Source organism: Streptococcus oralis (assembly GCF_001588645.1).
Lineage (GTDB): Bacteria > Bacillota > Bacilli > Lactobacillales > Streptococcaceae > Streptococcus > Streptococcus oralis_AB.
The window spans coordinates 228,538-245,463 of the sequence record NZ_LAYF01000001.1 but is presented as its reverse complement, the minus strand read 5'-3'; the positions used below and the strand labels follow the sequence as shown (position 1 = coordinate 245,463).

Genomic DNA, 16,926 nt, shown 5'->3' with positions numbered 1-16,926 from the left:
GTCGCAGGTTCGAATCCTGTCTTCCCGATTCATGGCGGTGTAGCTCAGCTGGCTAGAGCGTCCGGTTCATACCCGGGAGGTCGGGGGTTCGATCCCCTTCGCCGCTATATTGATCTTGTTGGACCTTTAGCTCAGCTGGTTAGAGCTCTCGGCTCATAACCGAGTGGTCGTAGGTTCAAGTCCTACAAGGTCCATTGTAAATAATGGAGGATTACCCAAGTCCGGCTGAAGGGAACGGTCTTGAAAACCGTCAGGCGTGTAAAAGCGTGCGTGGGTTCGAATCCCACATCCTCCTTTTTATATTAACGCGGGATGGAGCAGCTCGGTAGCTCGTCGGGCTCATAACCCGAAGGTCGTAGGTTCAAATCCTGCTCCCGCAATTTGGCTCGGTAGCTCAGTTGGTAGAGCAATGGATTGAAGCTCCATGTGTCGGCGGTTCGATTCCGTCTCGCGCCATATTTTGTTTTATTAAGCGGGTGTAGTTTAGTGGTAAAACTACAGCCTTCCAAGCTGTTGTCGCGAGTTCGATTCTCGTCACCCGCTTTGAACGAAAGTTCATACCAAGTTTTTGAACTTGGGCGCGTAGCTCAGGTGGTTAGAGCGCACGCCTGATAAGCGTGAGGTCGGTGGTTCGAGTCCACTCGTGCCCATTAATAGGAGAATTACTCAAGAGGCTGAAGAGGACGGTTTGCTAAATCGTTAGGTCGGGTAACCGGCGCGGGGGTTCGAATCCCCCATTCTCCGTACGATAAGAGCTGCTGGGCTCTTTTTTTATAAGCAGATCCCCCTTCTAAATCGTTAAAAGGGGGATTTGTTTATTACCAACTTGTTAGTGATATTTCTCCGCTATTTAGCCAGATAGTATGTTTATCTTCAAGTTCGACTTGAAGTTGGCCGGATTCTGAGATTTCTTTTGCAAGACCTTTTTTCAATTTTCCATCTAGCTGGAAGGTAACTTCTTTTCCAAGAACGATTGATCTTTCTTTATAGATATAAAGTAGTTCATCTGAATCCGTATTGTAGAAACAATTCCATATTTCGCTGATGAGCTCATTGCGACTAATTGGTGCAGGTGGCATAAATAGGCTGCCTGCTTTTTCTTTTAGGTCATCTGGAAAGTCTTCTATAGCAAAGTTTACACCAAGTCCGATAATGACATCTGTCACTAAACCTGTTTCAACGGACGTCATAGCTTCAGTAAGGATGCCTGCCATTTTTTTATTTTTAAAGTAGATGTCATTTACCCATTTGATATCTACTTCTATCATAGTTAGGTTTTTAATGGCTTTGTAGACTGCAGCAGCTACAAGGAGAGTATAGGATGGGAGTTTATCATATGGGAGGTTTGGTTGAATATGCAGGGACATATAGATACCTCCCTGAGATGGAGAATAGTAGGGCCTCTGAAAGCGGCCACGACCTGCTGTTTGACAGGTTGAAAGATAGAGTGTGTTTCCTTGGTTTCCAGCCTCAATCCCTTCTTTTGCATCTGTTTGTGTTGATTTTGTCTCAGGTTTGTAGCGAATGGTTAAGTTGGTGTTCTCTTGAATCAATTCAGGCAATATCAAATCGCCTTGAATAAGCTTGTAGCCTCTATTTTTGATACTGTCAATTTCTAGGCCTTCTTGTTGAAGACGTTGGATCGCTTTCCATATAGATGTACGGCTTAAATTCAGTTCTTCTCCGATTTTTTCTCCGCTAACATAATCGTTTTCTCTAGCTAATATTTGGTAGACTAGTTGGTGTGATTTCATTGATTTTCCTTTATACAGATTTGTTCTATAGTGATTTTTATAGCTTTCTTTTATTCTACCACAGCTTTCTTTAATTTAGGGAAATGAATAGTTGTAGGGGAGCAATAATTGCTTTGTAAAATTTCTCTCCTTAAAAATTTTTCTAAATATTCACTGATTTTTTCTTTTTGGTAGCGTGTTCACTGTTCCCAAATGACGGAAAAAATGGTAGAATATAAAGATAGTTTAGCATTTATCTTCTGGAGAAATCCAGAACAGAAAGGATCCGTTTTGAAATCAATTGGATTACTGGATAAGATAAGAGGGCTTTCGAAAAAAGATTTCTTTTTGTATTTGATGATCATAAGTATCTTTTTACCTTTTTATTTGTTCTTAGCCCTCTTTGCTTTATATTTGATAGGTTTACTTGTTACTGGGGAGATGAAGGGAATTATCAAAGGATTGGCCAAACATCCTGTACTTCTCTTTTTTATTGCCTACAGTAGTATCATCTCTATTGTCGCCAAGAACTGGCTTGGATTGGTTGCATCTTTACTGATGTTTCTCTTCCTCATTTTCTTTAGTTTTTACCAGAAACGTCTGACACATGCTTTCTTTCGACTGATACTGCAGACAATCTTGTTTGGTAGTGTGCTCTCTGCGGCTTTTGCTACTTTGGAGCATTTCCAAATTGTAAAGAAATTTAACTATGCCTTTCTTTCGCCCAATATGCAAGTATGGCACCAGAACCGTGCAGAGGTCACCTTCTTTAATCCTAACTACTATGGGATTATCTGTTGCTTCTGTATCATGATTGCCTTTTACCTCTTTACAACGACGAAGTTAAGATGGTTGAAAGTCTTTTGTGTGCTAGCAGGTTTTGTGAATCTATTTGGTTTGAATTTTACGCAAAATAGAACAGCCTTTCCTGCCATCATTGCTGGTGCCATCATTTATCTCTTTACAACCATTAAAAACTGGCGCGCCTTCTGGCTCAGTATTGGTGTTTTCGGGATTGGCCTTTGTTTCCTCTTCTCAAGCGATTTGGGTGTCCGTATGGGAACGCTAGATTCTTCAATGGAGGAGCGAGTTTCAATCTGGAATGCGGGTATGACTTTGTTCAAGCAAAATCCGATCTGGGGTGAGGGTCCGCTGACCTATATGAATTCTTTCCCGAGAATTCATGCACCTTACCACGAACACGCGCATAGTCTTTACATCGATACTATTTTAAGTTATGGTTTGATTGGAACCATTCTCCTATCCATTTCTTCGGTAATCCCGGTTCACATGATGATGGATATGAGTCAGGAGTCTGGTAAACGACCAATAATCGGTCTTTATCTCTCCTTCCTTACAGTAGTCGCTGTACATGGAATTTTTGACTTGGCTCTCTTCTGGGTACAGTCAGGATTTATCTTCTTGCTGGTTATGTGCAGCTTACCACTGGAACATCGAACACTGGTGTCCGAAATGACAGATTAAGTTAATAAATAGTGAAGATCTTCTACTCTAGGTAGGAGATTTTTTGTTGGTGAAAATTATTTCTAAATCGAAATAGTTGACAGATGGAATAACAGGTGTTACAATAAAAACAATTTGATATAGAAATAAATTGGAGGGATCATGAAGGATAGTCATTTGGTAGCTCACCATATTCGTTTGTTGAATGGGAGGATTTTTCAAAAGTTACTGAGTCAGGATCCTGAGACTCTTTATCGGAGTGAACAGGGAAAGATTTTAGCGGTTTTATGGAATAGTGAAACTGGCTGTGCAACTGTGACAGATATTGCGCTGGCGACTGGCCTCGCCAACAATACGCTCACAACCATGATTAAGAAACTTGAGGAGCAAAACCTGGTCATCATTAGCCCATGTGGAATAGATAAGAGAAAGAAATATGTCAAGTTGACAGAGCGAGGTTGGTCTCAGAAAGAAGTTGGCTATCGTATCAGTCAAAAATTGGATGCAATTTTTTATAAAGGATTCACTGAGGAAGAAATTCGTCAGTTTGAAAGTTATCAGGAACGCATTTTGGACAATCTGAAAGAGAAAGCAAATGAGGAATAAATCATGTCAAAACAAGTTGAAAATGCCCAAAATCTATATATTCATGCTATTCAAGACGGACGAGTTGCTGAGGCTCAAGCTCAGTCTGTAGGGGATACTTATATCCAACACTCGACAGGTGTGCCAGATGGGAAAGAAGGGTTTGCGGCTTTCTTTGCAAATTTCTTTGAGCGCCATCCCGAGCGTGAGATAAAAATTGTTCGCACTATTGAAGACGGCAATCTAGTCTTCGTCCATGTTCATCAATATCTCAATGGTGGGGAAGCTCAATGGGTGACGACAGATACTTTCTGTGCGGATGAGAATGGTCGTATCGTGGAGCATTGGGATGTGATTGACTACTATCGAACACCTGAAAATGACCAATTAGACCAGATTTTTGGAGATTTTGAGATCAAGGATTTGGACAAGACAGCAGAAAATAAAAAGTTAGTTCGCCGTTTCTTGACAGAAATCTTTCAAAACGGCGAACTAGAGCAGTGGAGTGATTATGTGGCAGACGATTTGATTCAGCATAATCATGAGATTGGCCAAGGAAGTCAGGCTTTTAAAAACTATGTGGCTGAACATGATGTCACTTTTGACTTTGTTTTCCAGCTTTTGGGACAAGGAAACTATGTGGTTAGCTATGGACAGACTCAGATTGATGGAGTTGCCTATGCCCAGTATGACATCTTCCGTTTAGAGAATGGCTTGATTGTAGAGCATTGGGACAACAAAGAAGTCATGCCTAAGGTAGAAGACTTGACCAACCGAGGAAAGTTTTAAATAGAGGACTAAGAATGATTGAATACAAGAATGTAGCGCTACGCTACACAGAAAAAGATGTTTTGAGAGATGTTAATTTACGGATTGAGAATGGAGAGTTCATGGTTTTAGTTGGGCCTTCTGGGTCCGGTAAGACGACCATGATTAAGATCATTAATCGTCTCTTGGAACCAACTGATGGAAATATTTATATGGATGGCAAGCGCATCAAAGACTATGACGAGCGTGAACTTCGTCTTTCTACGGGTTATGTTTTACAGGCCATTGCTCTTTTTCCCAATCTAACGGTTGCGGAAAATATTGCTCTCATTCCTGAAATGAAGGGGTGGAGCAAGGAAGAAATTGCTCAGAAAACAGAAGAGCTTTTGGCTAAGGTTGGTTTACCAGTAGCTGACTATGGGAATCGTTTGCCTAGTGAATTATCTGGTGGAGAACAGCAACGGGTCGGCATTGTCCGTGCCATGATTGGTCAGCCTAAGATTCTCCTCATGGATGAGCCCTTTTCGGCCTTGGATGCTATTTCGAGAAAACAGTTGCAGGTTCTGACGAAAGAATTGCATAAGGAGTTTGGGATGACAACGATTTTTGTGACCCATGATACGGATGAAGCTTTGAAATTGGCGGACCGTATTGCTGTCTTGCAGGATGGAGAGATTCGTCAGGTGGCGAATCCTGAGACGATTTTAAAGGCGCCTGCAACAGACTTTGTAGCAGACTTGTTTGGAGGTAGTGTTCATGACTAATTTGATATCAACTTTTCAGGATCGTTTTGGTGATTGGGTAACAGCTCTATCTCAACATTTGCAGTTGTCACTTTTGACCTTATTACTAGCTATTTTTATTGCTATTCCCTTGGCTGTTTATCTTCGTTATCATGAAAAGATGGCGGACTGGGTCTTGCAGATTGCAGGAATTTTCCAGACTATCCCGTCTCTGGCCTTGTTGGGACTCTTTATCCCCTTGATGGGAATTGGAACCTTGCCTGCTTTGACAGCACTAGTGATTTATGCGATTTTCCCGATTTTGCAAAATACCATCACGGGGCTAAAGGGAATTGATCCAAGTCTGCAAGAGGCTGGGATTGCCTTTGGGATGACTAGATGGGAGCGTCTCAAGAAGTTTGAAATTCCACTTGCCATGCCTGTCATTATGTCTGGGATTCGGACGGCAGCGGTCTTGATTATCGGTACGGCGACCTTGGCAGCCTTGATTGGTGCAGGGGGTCTGGGTTCCTTTATCCTTTTGGGAATTGACCGCAATAATACCAGTCTGATTTTGATTGGGGCCCTTTCTTCTGCAGTGCTGGCCATTGCCTTTAATTTCCTACTAAAAGTGATGGAAAAAGCAAAATTGCGGACGATTTTCTCTGGTTTTGCCTTGGTGACCATATTGCTCGGTCTGTCTTATAGTCCAGCCTTACTAGCTCAAAAAGAGAAAGAAAACTTGGTGATTGCTGGGAAATTGGGACCAGAACCCGAAATTTTGGCTAATATGTATAAGTTGCTGATTGAAGAAAATACCAGTATGACTGCGACTGTTAAACCGAATTTTGGGAAAACAAGCTTCCTCTATGAAGCTCTGAAAAAAGGCGATATTGATATCTATCCTGAATTTACCGGTACGGTAACTGAAAGTTTGCTTCAGCCATCACCTAAAGTGGGTCATGAGCCAGATCAGGTTTATCAGGTGGCGCGTGATGGCATTGCCAAACAGGATCATCTGGCCTATCTTAAACCTATGTCTTATCAAAATACCTACGCTGTAGCTGTTCCGAAAAAGATTGCTCAAGAATATGGCTTGAAGACCATTTCGGACTTGAAAAAAGTGGAAGGACAGTTGAAGGCCGGTTTTACTCTCGAGTTTAATGATCGTGAGGATGGCAATAAGGGCTTGCAATCAATGTATGGTCTCAATCTCAATGTAGCGACCATGGAGCCAGCCCTTCGCTATCAGGCAATTCAGTCAGGCGATATTCAAATCACGGATGCCTATTCGACAGATGCAGAGTTGGCGCGTTATGATTTACAGGTCTTGGAGGATGACAAGCAACTCTTCCCACCTTATCAAGGGGCACCACTTATGAAAGAAGCTCTTCTCAAGAAACATCCTGAGTTGGAGACAGTTCTCAATAAACTAGCTGGTAAAATTACTGAAAGCCAGATGAGCCAGCTCAACTACCAAGTCGGTGTTGAAGGCAAGTCAGCAGAACAAGTAGCCAAAGAATTTCTACAAGAACAAGGTTTGTTGAAGAAATAGATTGAAAATGTCAAACTCAACTTCTTTAAACGACCATATAGAAAAATGCTCAGACAATCTTGTCTGGGCTTTTTTGGTGTCAGAATTAATAATTTTCATTTTTAAATGGAAAATAAGAGGAAATTTTCAGGATTTTCTAAATTTTTACTGTAAATACACTTGACTATTCAGATAATAAGTGTATAATGTGTTGTGAACTACTTAACAAATAAGGATTTCCAGCTCATGTCGACTAAGGATGGAATTCTTGTGTATAGACAGTTCAGTAGATATATAATAGAGCGTTGCGTCCGAAAGTCTATCCAGACACGGCTCTTTAAAAACAAAAGGAGAAGATTATGAAAACAGAACCGATTCATCGTACCAGTATGTGGAAATTTAAGTTAAGTGCTGCCACCATGACTTTGATTCCCGCTGCCGTGGGGATTAACTATGTTGCCAAAGCCTTGGCGGAGGGGTTAAAGTTGCCCGTTTGGCTGGGGTCTTTGGGAACCTTTCTTACCAGCATGTTGGCTGGGCCGGTTGCCGGTGCCATTAGTGGTTTCATCAACAACGTGATCTATGGGCTGACCTTATCGCCAATTTCAACCGTGTATGCGATTACCAGCATCGGAATTGGGATTGCTGTCGGAGTTTTGCACGCCAATGGGTGGTTCTCGTCAGCGCGACGAGTATTTGTTTCTGCTATTATTATTGCCATCGTTTCAGCTGTCATTTCAACGCCACTCAACGTCATCTTTTGGGGTGGTCAGACCGGTATCGCTTGGGGTGACTCATTGTTTGCGGTAATGGTCGCCAATCATGTACCAGTGTGGCTGGCCTCATTTACCGATGAGTTTGTCTTGGATATTTTGGATAAAGTCTGCGTGGCCTACCTGGCATTCTTCATCTATCGTCAGCTGCCGAAGCGGATGGTGCACTTCTTTAGCGATGATAAATGATGACTGATAAAACATTGATTTCTGGAGCGCCACGGGTCAAGCTCAAGTGGTACCAGGTGATCGATCCGATTACTAAGCTCTTGTTCATCTTGGATATGACGTTGTTGAGCTTTGCCAGTATGAATTTATTGCTTCAGGCCGGATTAATTCTTGTCGCAACACTGCTATTGTTATTTTCCAAATTGAGTTCTACCACCTTTAAGGCGCTGGGATTCAGCCTGTTTCTGATTTGCACCATGCTGATCATCCAAGGGTTATTTTACAGTCGGAATCAAACTGTGCTGTTTTCTGTGCTTGGGGTGTCGTTCTACAAAGAAGGCCTGATTTACGCCACCATTCTGGGTTGTCGAGTATTGGTGATTATTTTGACCAGTGGCTTTTTTATGGTGACCACGAGTATTTCAGAAAACGCGGCCTATTTGGAACTGTCCGGATTGTCTTATAAAACCGTCTACGTTCTGATGTCGGTGTGTTATATTTTGCCGGAAATGATGCGCAATATGCGGAAAATCCAGCAGGCACAAAAAGTTCGCGGAACCAATCCGCAAAAAACGTTGATTCAGAAATTAAAGTCAGTCCTGCCGGTTCTAATTCCATTGGTGATTAAGACCTTGGATCAATCGATGACGCGGTCGATTGCTCTCCAACTGAGAGGTTTTGATAATCTCAACCGGACTGTCAGAACCTCCCAGCGCGTGTATCGCCTGTCGCGGACGCTGCACATTGGTCTGACTGGATTGGCAATTTTATTGATTGGGTGGAAGATATGGACGAAGATAAACGGATTGTAATTGAAAATTTGACCACCCGTTATCCGGGTACTGAGCAACCACAACTGCGTCAGATTAACGCGGAGGTTCATACCGGCCAGGTGGTTGGGATTATCGGGAATAGCCACTCCGGCAAATCGACTTTGTGCCGTGTGCTGGCAGGGGTCATTCCCAAAATTGTGTCTGCTGAGATTGAGGGCGATTGGCACATGTTTGGCCAGCGAGTGTCTGACAATTGGCCCGTTTATAATGCCATGAATGGAGTTGTACTGCAAAATCCAGCTGGCCAACTAAGCGGGTTGGCAGACACGGTTGCCGATGAAATCGCCTTTGACTTGATTAATCAGGGAATGGCTGAAGGACTGATTCAAAAACGGGTTGAAGAAGTTGCCACGCAAATGGGGCTGATTGAACAGCTGAATTTGCGTCCCGAGAGCCTTTCCGGTGGTCAGATCCAGCGGTTGGCAATTGCCACGGCGATTGTGGCTAATCCGGCTGTTTTGATTATGGATGATCCGACCAGTGAGATGGATCCCCTTGGCCGCCGGCAATTTTTCCAATGGCTGGCCCAAGTCAAAGAGACGACTGTCTTCATTGTCACCAGTGAAATTGACGATTTGTGCGAAGTCGCCGACGTTGTGTGGGTGCTGCACGAGGGTCAAATGGTAGCCCAGGGCAGGCCGGGTGAGGTGTTTAATCATTTGGCAGCTGACTGGCAGATTCCAGCCCCGACAATCCAGCAACTTGCTCAAAAAATGGATTGGCACTTGGCTGATGGCCGGTATCCGGTGAATTACGCTGATCTGAAGGAGGTTCATTATGTCCACAATTGAACTGAGCCACCTGACGTTCACTTATCCGGAACGGTCCTTTAGCTTGGATGTTGAAGACAAACACTTCGCCGATCCGATGGTGGCGATTGTCGGCCAAAATGGTGCCGGCAAATCAACGCTCTTCAAATTGTTGACGGGTTTGCTGACACCACAAACCGGTGTGATTAAGATCGATGGAGAAAATTTTAATGATCTTAAACCAGTCGAAAAGTTACTGAAGGTTGGGATTACTTTTCAGAATCCTGACGATCAGCTTTTCAACCCGACCGTTCAACGAGAGGTGGAGTGGAATGTCGCGCAGGTCATGGATGACCACGACACGATTACGAGGCGGGCTTTAGCGGCTCTAAAAAGAGTTGGCTTGGATGATAAAACAGCTGAAAGTCCATATGACCTGTCATTGTCGGAACGCAAGCTGTTGAGCGTTGCCACAGTTTTGGCAGTGGATCCGGCGATTTATTTATTTGATGAGCCGATGATGTCGCTTGATTGGGAAAGCCGGCGCAAGTTGACCGCAATTTTCCATCAGTTGGCTGATTCGGGCCACCAAGTTGTGACCATCACCCATGACATGGATTGGGTCGCCGCCGAGTTTGAGTCGGTGTATGTTATGGAACACGGGAAGTTTGGCTTCGCCGGCAGTCCACGGGAATTGTTCAGCAATCACGAACTTGTCCAGCGAGTGGGATTACTACCACCGCGGATTATGGACATAGCGGAGTCGCTGGGTGATTCACAGACATATTTATCGGTTAATGATTATTGCCAGAAAAATCGAGATGTATAGAAAAAGTCACCTCTGCGGGTTTTCCAGGTTGAAGGATTAACTTCAGCTTCTGGCAAGAACTCACATGGGTGATTTTTGTGTTTAATAACGTTTCATGATCATCGGGTGCTTCCTCAGATCACTCGGTTTGATTTTACTTTGTTTCATGGTCATAATCATATACCATTTCTTTTGGATTTTTTGTTTGACTAATACAAAATAGGTCTTCATAGGTCTTCGCATTTTTAGCGCCCATTAGGATCATCAGTATAATTTTCTGAATTAGGAGACTGTCCCATCACTATTCGAACTTCGTCTCCCAACTTACGCTGTTCCCATTCATCCGTGAATCCTTTAAATCGCAATTCTGGAACTTTCTTTTTAACTGAATCATCTATTTTCGCCATAGTCCCCACCATTTTATTGGTTTTTCTTGTTCTTCTATCCTTTTTTGATCTTTGATTTGTTCCTGTAAATTTTCCAACTTCTCTTTAAGAGCGTTCACTTCATCTTTATATTGATTGTCTAAGTGTTTGAATTCTGTTTCCTGTGAGGGCATTTTGAGGGCTTTTAAGTTATCATTTTCCGCCTTGTATTCTTCTAGCAACTTTTTATCTTGCAAGGCTAATCGTTGTTACTGGTCTAACAAATTAGTTAGTTTTTCTATTTGTTGATCTTTGGTATTTGATTTGCTACTACTTTCTACTTTACCTAAAATTATTTTTTCTGCTTTAGAATTTATTAGATTAGACCCATTGGAACTTTTAAGCTGTAATTCTTTTGGTAACCTTTGGTAGTGATATTGAATATTTTGTTTTGTAACACTCAACTCATCCGCCAGCTCTTTGATCGTTTTTAAGTCTTCACTCATGGTTTAAGTTCTGCCTTTTAACCGTTGGTAGATATTGTTCAATGGCTTTTTTGAGGTAGCGTGCGATATTATGCTTAGAATATTCTTCACGTCTGCTGGCAACATAAGACAAGTGGTCTTTAACACTATTTAGCCCTCTTAATTCTTTCAGTTCGTCATAGAGGGGGTAAACATGGACTTGCAATCCTGCCATGATTTTTGTATCTTGCATTTCAAACGGACTTAGCAACATATTTTCTAGCAATAGCGTGGTGTACTTGCTTTTCATTGCTTCAATAGCTAGCTTATCTTCGGTTTCTGCTTTGCGTGCTTTATCTTCTTGATAGGCGGTATCTTCTAACTTATAGCTGTTATCGTCTGCTCGACGTTTCTTTCGTAACCAGATATCCAATGTTAAACCGTCCGAATCAATCGCTCGATAGAGATAATGCCAACGCCCCTTAATTTTGATATAGGTTTCATCCATTTTCCACGAATAGAAGGACTGTTTATTTTTCTTTTTCCAGAGATGATAGAGGATTTTACTGTATTCTTGAACCCACCGATAAATCGTAGTGTGACAAACATTTATTCCACGGTCATAAAGCAATTCCTGAACTTCACGATAGCTCAGATTGTAACGTAGGTAATAACCAACAGCGACAATGATGACGTCTTGTTGGAATTGTTTGCCTTTAAAATGATTCATCTCTCAAGCCTTACTAACCTTTTTTCTGCTCTTTGAGAAGCTGAAGGTTGTGCTAGTAACTACCTATTTGGTTTGATTAATTCCATCATTTATCTGGTGCTTGCCCTTCAAAAAGGCTTCTATGGTGAGGTTTTAACAACTCTCTATTTTACAATTATGCAGCCAATTGGTCTCTTGGTTTGGATTTATCAAGCCCAGTTTAAGAAAGAACAACAAGAGTTTGTCGCGCGTAAACTGGACGGCAAGGGTTGGACCAAGTATCTTTCCATTAGTGTTCTTTGGTGGTTGGTATTTGGGTTCATTTATCAGTCTATTGGAGCCAATCGTCCTTATCGCGATTCCATCACCGATGCGACCAATGGGGTAGGGCAAATCCTCATGACAGCTGTTTACCGTGAACAATGGATATTCTGGGCAGCTACAAATGTCTTTTCAATCTATCTCTGGTGGGGAGAAAGCCTGCAAATCCAAGGGAAATACCTGATTTACTTGATCAATAGTCTAGTTGGATGGTACCAGTGGAGCAAGGCAGCAAAGAGTGCTTAAAAAAGTAAAAAAGGATCAGATGATCCTTTTTTATATTAGAGCAAAATGAATAATACCGTAATGATAATAGCGCTCGTTATACGAACGATGTGGTGCGAGATATTTTGTTTTTCTTTCTGTTGGCCGTTCCAGTAGGCTCCATAGCAGACGATACTCGAGCCCACAATCCATAGAAGAATGGTCGCCAGTGGGACGAAGTAAAAGATGGCTAGAGCCAGAGAGGTGAGGCAACTGCCGACCAAAATGCACTTATTTCCTAGACTGTAGTTCTTTTGTTTCATAGCTGAAAAAGCAGCAGCAAGGTGAAGCAATGAGAAGGCGAGAGCTAGTACAATTGTTAGTATTCCTAGAATCATCGAAGTTAACATAGTTGGTTCCTTTCTGATTTACAGGCTTAGTTATCAAGTGGAGTTGTAGAGTTTATCTCAATTACATCAAGGTAAAATCTCACCACTTGGTCTTCGGTATAGGATTTTCCTTTTTTTAGCCACCAAGTTAGGGTCTCAATAAAGTTCGTCACAACAAAATGCTGAAGGTAGGAGTCCGGAATGTTTGGATAGGCCTCTTGCAAGTCATCCGCCACCATGGGATAAACGTGGTGTTCGAGTTCCTTGTGTAGTTGGCGGAGGAAGTAGTCGTTTTTGGAAAAAAGGAGACTGGTGACATGGTCCTGGTTTTTCTGAAAATGTAAAAAGATATGTGCGAGGTAGTCCTCGGTAGTCAAGTGTTCTTCCCTTTCAAAGAGATGGTGAAAGAGGTAGCGACAGAGCTCATCTAAAAGGAGTTCCTTACTTTCGTAATGACAGTAAAAAGTAGAACGTCCAATATCTGCTAGGTCAATGATATCCTGAACAGTAGTGGCATCATAGCCTTTGTCGTTCAAAAGTTGTAAAAAAGCTTGATAGATGGCTTTTTTCGTCTTACTGACTCGACGGTCTCTTTTTTGCATATAGACACTTGAGACAAACTGTTCAGAACTGAACAGGACTGACAGTTTGCTTCTATCCTTTCTTTGGATTTTATTAGATAATACAAATGAAAGAAGTATGTATATACCCATTATACCAAAGGAGGGAGAGAAATGAGTTCTAAAACATCTATCTGGTTAGCTTTTTTCTTAAATTTAAGCTATGCGATTGTTGAGTTTATCGCAGGAGGAATCTTTGGTTCGAGTGCAGTTATTGCTGATTCTGTTCATGACTTGGGAGATGCTATAGCCATTGGCATCTCAGCCCTTTTAGAAACAACTTCAAACCGTGAAGAAGATAGACAGTACACCTTGGGTTACAAACGTTTTAGTCTTTTAGGGGCCATGCTAACGGCTGTAATTCTTATGATAGGGTCTGTCCTAGTGATCTTGGAAAATATCACAAAGATCGCTCACCCGCAACCCGTCAATGAGACTGGCATCCTCTGGCTGGGAATCATTGCAGTAGTTATCAATGTACTAGCAAGTCTGGTAGTTCGTAAAGGAAAGACAAAGAATGAGTCAATTCTTAGCTTGCATTTTTTGGAAGACACTCTTGGTTGGTTGGCAGTCATCCTAATGGCGATTATCCTCCGATTTACAGATTGGTATATCCTTGATCCGCTTTTATCGCTGGTTATTTCTATCTTTATTCTGTCGAAAGCCATTCCTCGCTTTTGGAGCGCACTGAAAATTTTCCTAGATGCTGTGCCAGAAGGGGTCGAGACAAGTGATTTGGAGAAAGATTTAGAGGCTCTACCCAATGTCAACAGTGTCAATCAACTTAGTATTTGGTCCATGGATGGTCTGGAGAACAATGCTATTGTCCACATCTGTATCGAGGACTGGGAGCAGATGATGGGGACCAAAGAAGTGGTGCGTCAATGTTTAGAAGAAAGAGGCGTGCAGAATATCACTATTGAAGTGGATAGCAGTCAAAGCAATCATGCGGAACATAAGCGGAAGGTGAGAGAGTTAGAGTAGAGGCATGGGCATCATTAGTAAAAAGTAAAGAATGATTAAGCACCTACGTATTTAAATAGAGTATTTCTTTCATGTTTAAATATTTTAAAAGTTTGATCCTATAAGGCTCTGTATAAACTTTACTTAGTTGTTTGGTAATTTAAAAAATTTTTCGATTAGATGCAAAATGTTTGACTTGGAGTCAACTCGAAGTTGTATAATAAGATGAATGAGTTATAGTTGCTTAAATTCAGTGAAGATAATGAAAGGAGGCTAGTATATGAATATTAAATCTGCCAGCGATTTATTAGGAATTTCAGCGGATACGATTCGGTATTATGAGCGAGTTGGTCTTGTGCCACCGATTACTCGAACCGCGACTGGAATTCGTGACTTTCAAGATCAGGATATAGAAGCACTGGAATTTATTAAGTGTTTCCGTTCGGCGGGTGTCTCTGTAGACAGTTTAGTTGACTATATGTCGCTCTACCAAAAGGGGGATGAAACGAGAGAGGAAAGGCTTGGTATTTTAGAAGAGGAAAAGAAAAAATTAGAGGAGCGCTTGTCTCAGTTACAGACGGCTTTAAATCGCTTAAATCACAAAATTAAACTTTACAAGGAAGGAAAATTTTAAATGAAATCAGCAGTATATACAAAGGCAGGCCAGGTTGGACTTGCTACAATTGAACGTCCGCAAATTATAGAAGCAGATGATGCTATTATCCGCATTGTCCGTACTTGCGTTTGTGGTTCGGACCTCTGGAGTTACCGTAATCCAGATATTGAATCCGGCCATCAAAATAGTGGGCACGAAGCCATTGGAATTGTCGAAGAAATCGGAGAGGCTATTACAACGGTCAAACCGGGAGACTTTGTCATCGCACCTTTCACCCATGGCTGTGGGGAGTGTGATGCCTGTCGCGCTGGCTATGATGGGACTTGTGACCGCCATATTGGCACCAACTGGTCTAACGGGGTCCAAGCAGAGTACATCCGTTTCCACTTTGCTAATTGGGCACTTGTGAAAATTCCAGGTCAACCTTCAGATTATAGCGAAGGCATGCTCAAGTCACTTTTGACACTTGCTGATGTCATGCCGACAGGCTATCATGCGGCGCGTGTTGCTAATGTGCAAAAGGGCGACAAGGTGGTCGTTATCGGTGATGGGGCTGTTGGTCAATGCGCTGTCATTGCAGCTAAGATGCGTGGTGCATCACAAATTATCCTTATGAGCCGTCATGAAGACCGCCAAAAGATGGCCTTGGAATCAGGGGCGACAGCTGTTGTGGCTGAACGTGGCGAAGAGGGAATTGCCAAGGTGCGTGAAATCCTCGGTGGTGGAGCAGATGCAGCCCTTGAATGTGTTGGGACTGAAGCAGCCGTTGAGCAGGCCCTTGGAGTCCTTCATAATGGAGGACGCATGGGATTTGTCGGTGTTCCACATTATAATAACCGTGCCCTTGGTTCAACCTTTGCCCAAAATATTTCAGTGGCAGGTGGAGCAGCCTCAGTTACCACTTATGACAAACAAGTTTTGTTAAAAGCGGTTCTTGATGGAGACATCAATCCAGGTCGCGTCTTTACTTCAAGTTATAAACTGGAAGATATCGACCAGGCTTATAAAGATATGGATGAACGCAAGACCATTAAGTCTATGATTGTGATGGATTAACAATGAAAATCCTAATGGAGATTTGAGACTCTCTATTAGGATTTTTTGCGTTGGTATATTTGTTGAGTTATGGCAGCGTACTTTCTCTCAAAGTCAGTCTGGTTCCCAGCATGGTTAGGCTAGGTATTTTGCGACCGTGGAGGACTTCCTTGTTAAGAATATCCATACCTGCTCGGCCCATTTCTTCGGTATAGACGGTAATGCTAGAAAGAGGAGGATAGACCTGCTTGGTCAGGCTAGTGTCGTTAAAAGAAATGAGGCTGACGCGGTCTGGTAGGCTAATTCCAGATTCTTGAAAGGCACGGAGGGCACCGATGGCTAAACTATCGCTGGCTGCGAAAAAGGCTGGTGGGAGTTGTTCTCCTAGCTTGTGAATGGCCTCCTTCATCAAGTCATAGCCAGACTGGGCAGTAAAGCTCCCCTGAAAGACCAGTTCTTCATGGTAGATTCCATTTGCTTGGGTATAGTCTTTGAAATTTTCTAGTCGCTTATCCTGGATAATTTCTTCCTGGTCGGTTGTTTCCTCAAGGCCTGTGAGAATTCCGATATGGTTCATACCTTTGCTGAGGAAATGGTCTACAACTTGTTTCACAGCAGTGTAAAAGTCAGTGATAATACAGGTATGACCTAATGAGAGGGTATCGCTGTCTATAAAGACTAGAGGTTTTTGGTATTCTTCAAAGGCAGCAATCTGAGCTCGGCTAAATTTTCCGATGCAGAGAATGCCAATCACTTCCTCGCTCAGTGTAAAAGGATGGTCATTAAAATAGCGCAAGATATCATAGTCCAACTCTTGGGCTCTTTTTTCAATACCGAGACGAATCTGGTAGTAGTAGAGATCTTCCAACTCCCCTTGTTCGCTGACCCATTGGATAATGGCAATCTTTTGCTTTGGTTTGTGGGATTCGCCTGTCTTGAGGTGCTTAGTATAGCCTAGCTCTTCCGCGACGGTTAAAATACGGTGTCTGGTTTCTTCTGTGACAGATAGGCTCTGGTCGCGATTGAGGACACGAGATACGGTCGCAATAGAGACAGAGGCTAGCTGTGCGATGTCTTTTAAGGTAGCCATAAATCCTCCTCCT

General features: G+C 42.5%; 19 protein-coding genes, 8 tRNA genes and 3 pseudogenes. 21 read left to right on the top strand and 9 right to left on the bottom strand.

Annotation, left to right across the window (positions count from 1 at the left end):
• Positions 1–33 precede the first annotated feature (33 nt).
• From A0739_RS01200 to A0739_RS01165, 8 genes are all read left to right on the top strand, one after another.
• Positions 34–107, top strand: a tRNA-Met gene (locus tag A0739_RS01200).
• 13 nt (positions 108–120) lie between these two features.
• Positions 121–194 (top strand) — tRNA-Ile (locus A0739_RS01195).
• Positions 195–205: 11 nt separating this feature from the next.
• A tRNA-Ser gene (locus A0739_RS01190) sits at positions 206–295 on the top strand.
• Between the two features lie 11 nt (positions 296–306).
• A tRNA-Met gene (locus A0739_RS01185) sits at positions 307–380 on the top strand.
• Positions 381–383: 3 nt separating this feature from the next.
• A tRNA-Phe gene (locus A0739_RS01180) sits at positions 384–456 on the top strand.
• A gap of 16 nt (positions 457–472) precedes the next feature.
• Positions 473–543, top strand: a tRNA-Gly gene (locus A0739_RS01175).
• Positions 544–576: 33 nt separating this feature from the next.
• Positions 577–650: transfer RNA gene (locus A0739_RS01170), tRNA-Ile, on the top strand.
• A gap of 6 nt (positions 651–656) precedes the next feature.
• Positions 657–744: transfer RNA gene (locus tag A0739_RS01165), tRNA-Ser, on the top strand.
• A 74-nt stretch (positions 745–818) separates the two neighbouring features.
• On the opposite strand, the gene birA is transcribed toward A0739_RS01165, so the two are convergent.
• Positions 819–1,754: a bifunctional biotin--[acetyl-CoA-carboxylase] ligase/biotin operon repressor BirA gene (gene birA / locus A0739_RS01160; protein ID WP_061586776.1), complete on the bottom strand. Its 936-nt coding sequence runs from the start codon at positions 1,752–1,754 to the stop codon at positions 819–821.
• A gap of 270 nt (positions 1,755–2,024) precedes the next feature.
• Between birA and A0739_RS01155 the strand changes: the two genes are divergently transcribed.
• The 9 genes from A0739_RS01155 (at position 2,025) to A0739_RS01115 (ending at position 10,158) form a co-directional block, all read left to right on the top strand.
• Positions 2,025–3,218 (top strand): O-antigen ligase family protein, encoded by a 1,194-nt coding sequence (locus tag A0739_RS01155; RefSeq protein ID WP_033630218.1) that lies wholly within the window; start codon positions 2,025–2,027, stop codon positions 3,216–3,218.
• Between the two features lie 141 nt (positions 3,219–3,359).
• Complete coding sequence (locus A0739_RS01150) at positions 3,360–3,803, top strand: MarR family winged helix-turn-helix transcriptional regulator (protein WP_061586775.1); 444 nt, start codon at positions 3,360–3,362, stop codon at positions 3,801–3,803.
• 3 nt (positions 3,804–3,806) lie between these two features.
• Positions 3,807–4,571, top strand: coding sequence for a nuclear transport factor 2 family protein (locus A0739_RS01145; RefSeq protein ID WP_061586774.1), 765 nt, complete (start codon positions 3,807–3,809; stop codon positions 4,569–4,571).
• A gap of 14 nt (positions 4,572–4,585) precedes the next feature.
• Positions 4,586–5,314, top strand: a complete 729-nt coding sequence (locus A0739_RS01140) for an ATP-binding cassette domain-containing protein (RefSeq protein WP_061586773.1) — start codon at positions 4,586–4,588, stop codon at positions 5,312–5,314.
• The gene (locus A0739_RS01135; protein ID WP_049505591.1) at positions 5,307–6,827 is read left to right on the top strand and encodes an ABC transporter permease/substrate-binding protein; all 1,521 of its coding nucleotides are present in this window, start codon (positions 5,307–5,309) and stop codon (positions 6,825–6,827) included. The genes A0739_RS01140 and A0739_RS01135 overlap by 8 nt, the downstream gene beginning before the upstream one ends.
• Positions 6,828–7,165: 338 nt before the next feature.
• Positions 7,166–7,768, top strand: coding sequence for a hypothetical protein (locus tag A0739_RS01130; RefSeq protein WP_042768773.1), 603 nt, complete (start codon positions 7,166–7,168; stop codon positions 7,766–7,768).
• Positions 7,768–8,559, top strand: coding sequence for an energy-coupling factor transporter transmembrane component T (locus A0739_RS01125; protein ID WP_196755693.1), 792 nt, complete (start codon positions 7,768–7,770; stop codon positions 8,557–8,559). Before A0739_RS01130 ends, A0739_RS01125 begins: the two co-directional genes overlap by 1 nt.
• Positions 8,535–9,371 (top strand): ABC transporter ATP-binding protein, encoded by an 837-nt coding sequence (locus A0739_RS01120; RefSeq protein ID WP_033584268.1) that lies wholly within the window; start codon positions 8,535–8,537, stop codon positions 9,369–9,371. Before A0739_RS01125 ends, A0739_RS01120 begins: the two co-directional genes overlap by 25 nt.
• Positions 9,358–10,158, top strand: a complete 801-nt coding sequence (locus A0739_RS01115) for an energy-coupling factor ABC transporter ATP-binding protein (RefSeq protein WP_000103848.1) — start codon at positions 9,358–9,360, stop codon at positions 10,156–10,158. Before A0739_RS01120 ends, A0739_RS01115 begins: the two co-directional genes overlap by 14 nt.
• Before the next feature lie 224 nt (positions 10,159–10,382).
• On the opposite strand, the gene A0739_RS10390 is transcribed toward A0739_RS01115, so the two are convergent.
• From A0739_RS10390 to A0739_RS10805, 5 genes and pseudogenes are all read right to left on the bottom strand, one after another.
• A complete protein-coding gene (locus A0739_RS10390; protein ID WP_001062367.1) occupies positions 10,383–10,544 on the bottom strand; it encodes a hypothetical protein in 162 nt (53 codons plus the stop codon).
• Positions 10,532–10,759, bottom strand: coding sequence for a hypothetical protein (locus A0739_RS01110; RefSeq protein WP_001152920.1), 228 nt, complete (start codon positions 10,757–10,759; stop codon positions 10,532–10,534). The genes A0739_RS10390 and A0739_RS01110 overlap by 13 nt, the downstream gene beginning before the upstream one ends.
• Positions 10,760–10,771: 12 nt before the next feature.
• Positions 10,772–11,008, bottom strand: a complete 237-nt coding sequence (locus A0739_RS01105) for a hypothetical protein (RefSeq protein ID WP_001287839.1) — start codon at positions 11,006–11,008, stop codon at positions 10,772–10,774.
• Positions 11,001–11,321, bottom strand: a pseudogene (locus A0739_RS10810) (DNA replication protein); the annotation flags it as partial. The gene A0739_RS01105 and the pseudogene A0739_RS10810, both read right to left, overlap by 8 nt.
• Positions 11,322–11,345: 24 nt before the next feature.
• A pseudogene (locus A0739_RS10805) lies at positions 11,346–11,696 on the bottom strand (IS6 family transposase); the annotation flags it as partial.
• A gap of 39 nt (positions 11,697–11,735) precedes the next feature.
• On the opposite strand from A0739_RS10805, the pseudogene pnuC reads away from it, so the two are divergent.
• Positions 11,736–12,242: pseudogene (pnuC, locus tag A0739_RS01095) on the top strand (nicotinamide riboside transporter PnuC); the annotation flags it as partial.
• Positions 12,243–12,277: 35 nt separating this feature from the next.
• On the opposite strand, the gene A0739_RS01090 reads toward pnuC, so the two are convergent.
• Complete coding sequence (locus tag A0739_RS01090; protein WP_061586770.1) at positions 12,278–12,610, bottom strand: hypothetical protein; 333 nt, start codon at positions 12,608–12,610, stop codon at positions 12,278–12,280.
• Between the two features lie 26 nt (positions 12,611–12,636).
• Entirely contained in the window at positions 12,637–13,191 is a 555-nt protein-coding gene (locus tag A0739_RS01085) for a TetR/AcrR family transcriptional regulator (protein WP_049505594.1), read from the bottom strand.
• A 132-nt stretch (positions 13,192–13,323) separates the two neighbouring features.
• Between A0739_RS01085 and A0739_RS01080 the strand changes: the two genes are divergently transcribed.
• The 3 genes from A0739_RS01080 to A0739_RS01070 all read left to right on the top strand — a co-directional run bounded on the left by A0739_RS01080 (position 13,324) and on the right by A0739_RS01070 (position 15,844).
• Positions 13,324–14,193: a cation diffusion facilitator family transporter gene (locus A0739_RS01080; protein WP_061586769.1), complete on the top strand. Its 870-nt coding sequence runs from the start codon at positions 13,324–13,326 to the stop codon at positions 14,191–14,193.
• A 259-nt stretch (positions 14,194–14,452) separates the two neighbouring features.
• Positions 14,453–14,806: a stress response transcriptional regulator NmlR gene (gene nmlR, locus A0739_RS01075; RefSeq protein ID WP_001022628.1), complete on the top strand. Its 354-nt coding sequence runs from the start codon at positions 14,453–14,455 to the stop codon at positions 14,804–14,806.
• Entirely contained in the window at positions 14,807–15,844 is a 1,038-nt protein-coding gene (locus tag A0739_RS01070) for a zinc-binding dehydrogenase (protein WP_061586768.1), read from the top strand.
• Positions 15,845–15,911: 67 nt separating this feature from the next.
• Here the strand turns inward: A0739_RS01070 and galR are convergent, their stop codons facing one another.
• The gene (galR, locus tag A0739_RS01065; RefSeq protein WP_049501575.1) at positions 15,912–16,913 is read right to left on the bottom strand and encodes a DNA-binding transcriptional regulator GalR; all 1,002 of its coding nucleotides are present in this window, start codon (positions 16,911–16,913) and stop codon (positions 15,912–15,914) included.
• Positions 16,914–16,926: the final 13 nt, after the last annotated feature.

Coding starts and splice junctions, on each gene's coding strand:
- birA (WP_061586776.1), bottom strand. CDS start 1,754: ATGAAATCACACCAACTAGTCTACCAAATATTAGCTAGAGAAAACGAT.
- A0739_RS01150 (WP_061586775.1), top strand. CDS start 3,360: ATGAAGGATAGTCATTTGGTAGCTCACCATATTCGTTTGTTGAATGGG.
- A0739_RS01145 (WP_061586774.1), top strand. CDS start 3,807: ATGTCAAAACAAGTTGAAAATGCCCAAAATCTATATATTCATGCTATT.
- A0739_RS01140 (WP_061586773.1), top strand. CDS start 4,586: ATGATTGAATACAAGAATGTAGCGCTACGCTACACAGAAAAAGATGTT.
- A0739_RS01135 (WP_049505591.1), top strand. CDS start 5,307: ATGACTAATTTGATATCAACTTTTCAGGATCGTTTTGGTGATTGGGTA.
- A0739_RS01130 (WP_042768773.1), top strand. CDS start 7,166: ATGAAAACAGAACCGATTCATCGTACCAGTATGTGGAAATTTAAGTTA.
- A0739_RS01125 (WP_196755693.1), top strand. CDS start 7,768: ATGACTGATAAAACATTGATTTCTGGAGCGCCACGGGTCAAGCTCAAG.
- A0739_RS01120 (WP_033584268.1), top strand. CDS start 8,535: ATGGACGAAGATAAACGGATTGTAATTGAAAATTTGACCACCCGTTAT.
- A0739_RS01115 (WP_000103848.1), top strand. CDS start 9,358: ATGTCCACAATTGAACTGAGCCACCTGACGTTCACTTATCCGGAACGG.
- A0739_RS10390 (WP_001062367.1), bottom strand. CDS start 10,544: ATGGCGAAAATAGATGATTCAGTTAAAAAGAAAGTTCCAGAATTGCGA.
- A0739_RS01105 (WP_001287839.1), bottom strand. CDS start 11,008: ATGAGTGAAGACTTAAAAACGATCAAAGAGCTGGCGGATGAGTTGAGT.
- A0739_RS01090 (WP_061586770.1), bottom strand. CDS start 12,610: ATGTTAACTTCGATGATTCTAGGAATACTAACAATTGTACTAGCTCTC.
- A0739_RS01085 (WP_049505594.1), bottom strand. CDS start 13,191: ATGCAAAAAAGAGACCGTCGAGTCAGTAAGACGAAAAAAGCCATCTAT.
- A0739_RS01080 (WP_061586769.1), top strand. CDS start 13,324: ATGAGTTCTAAAACATCTATCTGGTTAGCTTTTTTCTTAAATTTAAGC.
- nmlR (WP_001022628.1), top strand. CDS start 14,453: ATGAATATTAAATCTGCCAGCGATTTATTAGGAATTTCAGCGGATACG.
- A0739_RS01070 (WP_061586768.1), top strand. CDS start 14,807: ATGAAATCAGCAGTATATACAAAGGCAGGCCAGGTTGGACTTGCTACA.
- galR (WP_049501575.1), bottom strand. CDS start 16,913: ATGGCTACCTTAAAAGACATCGCACAGCTAGCCTCTGTCTCTATTGCG.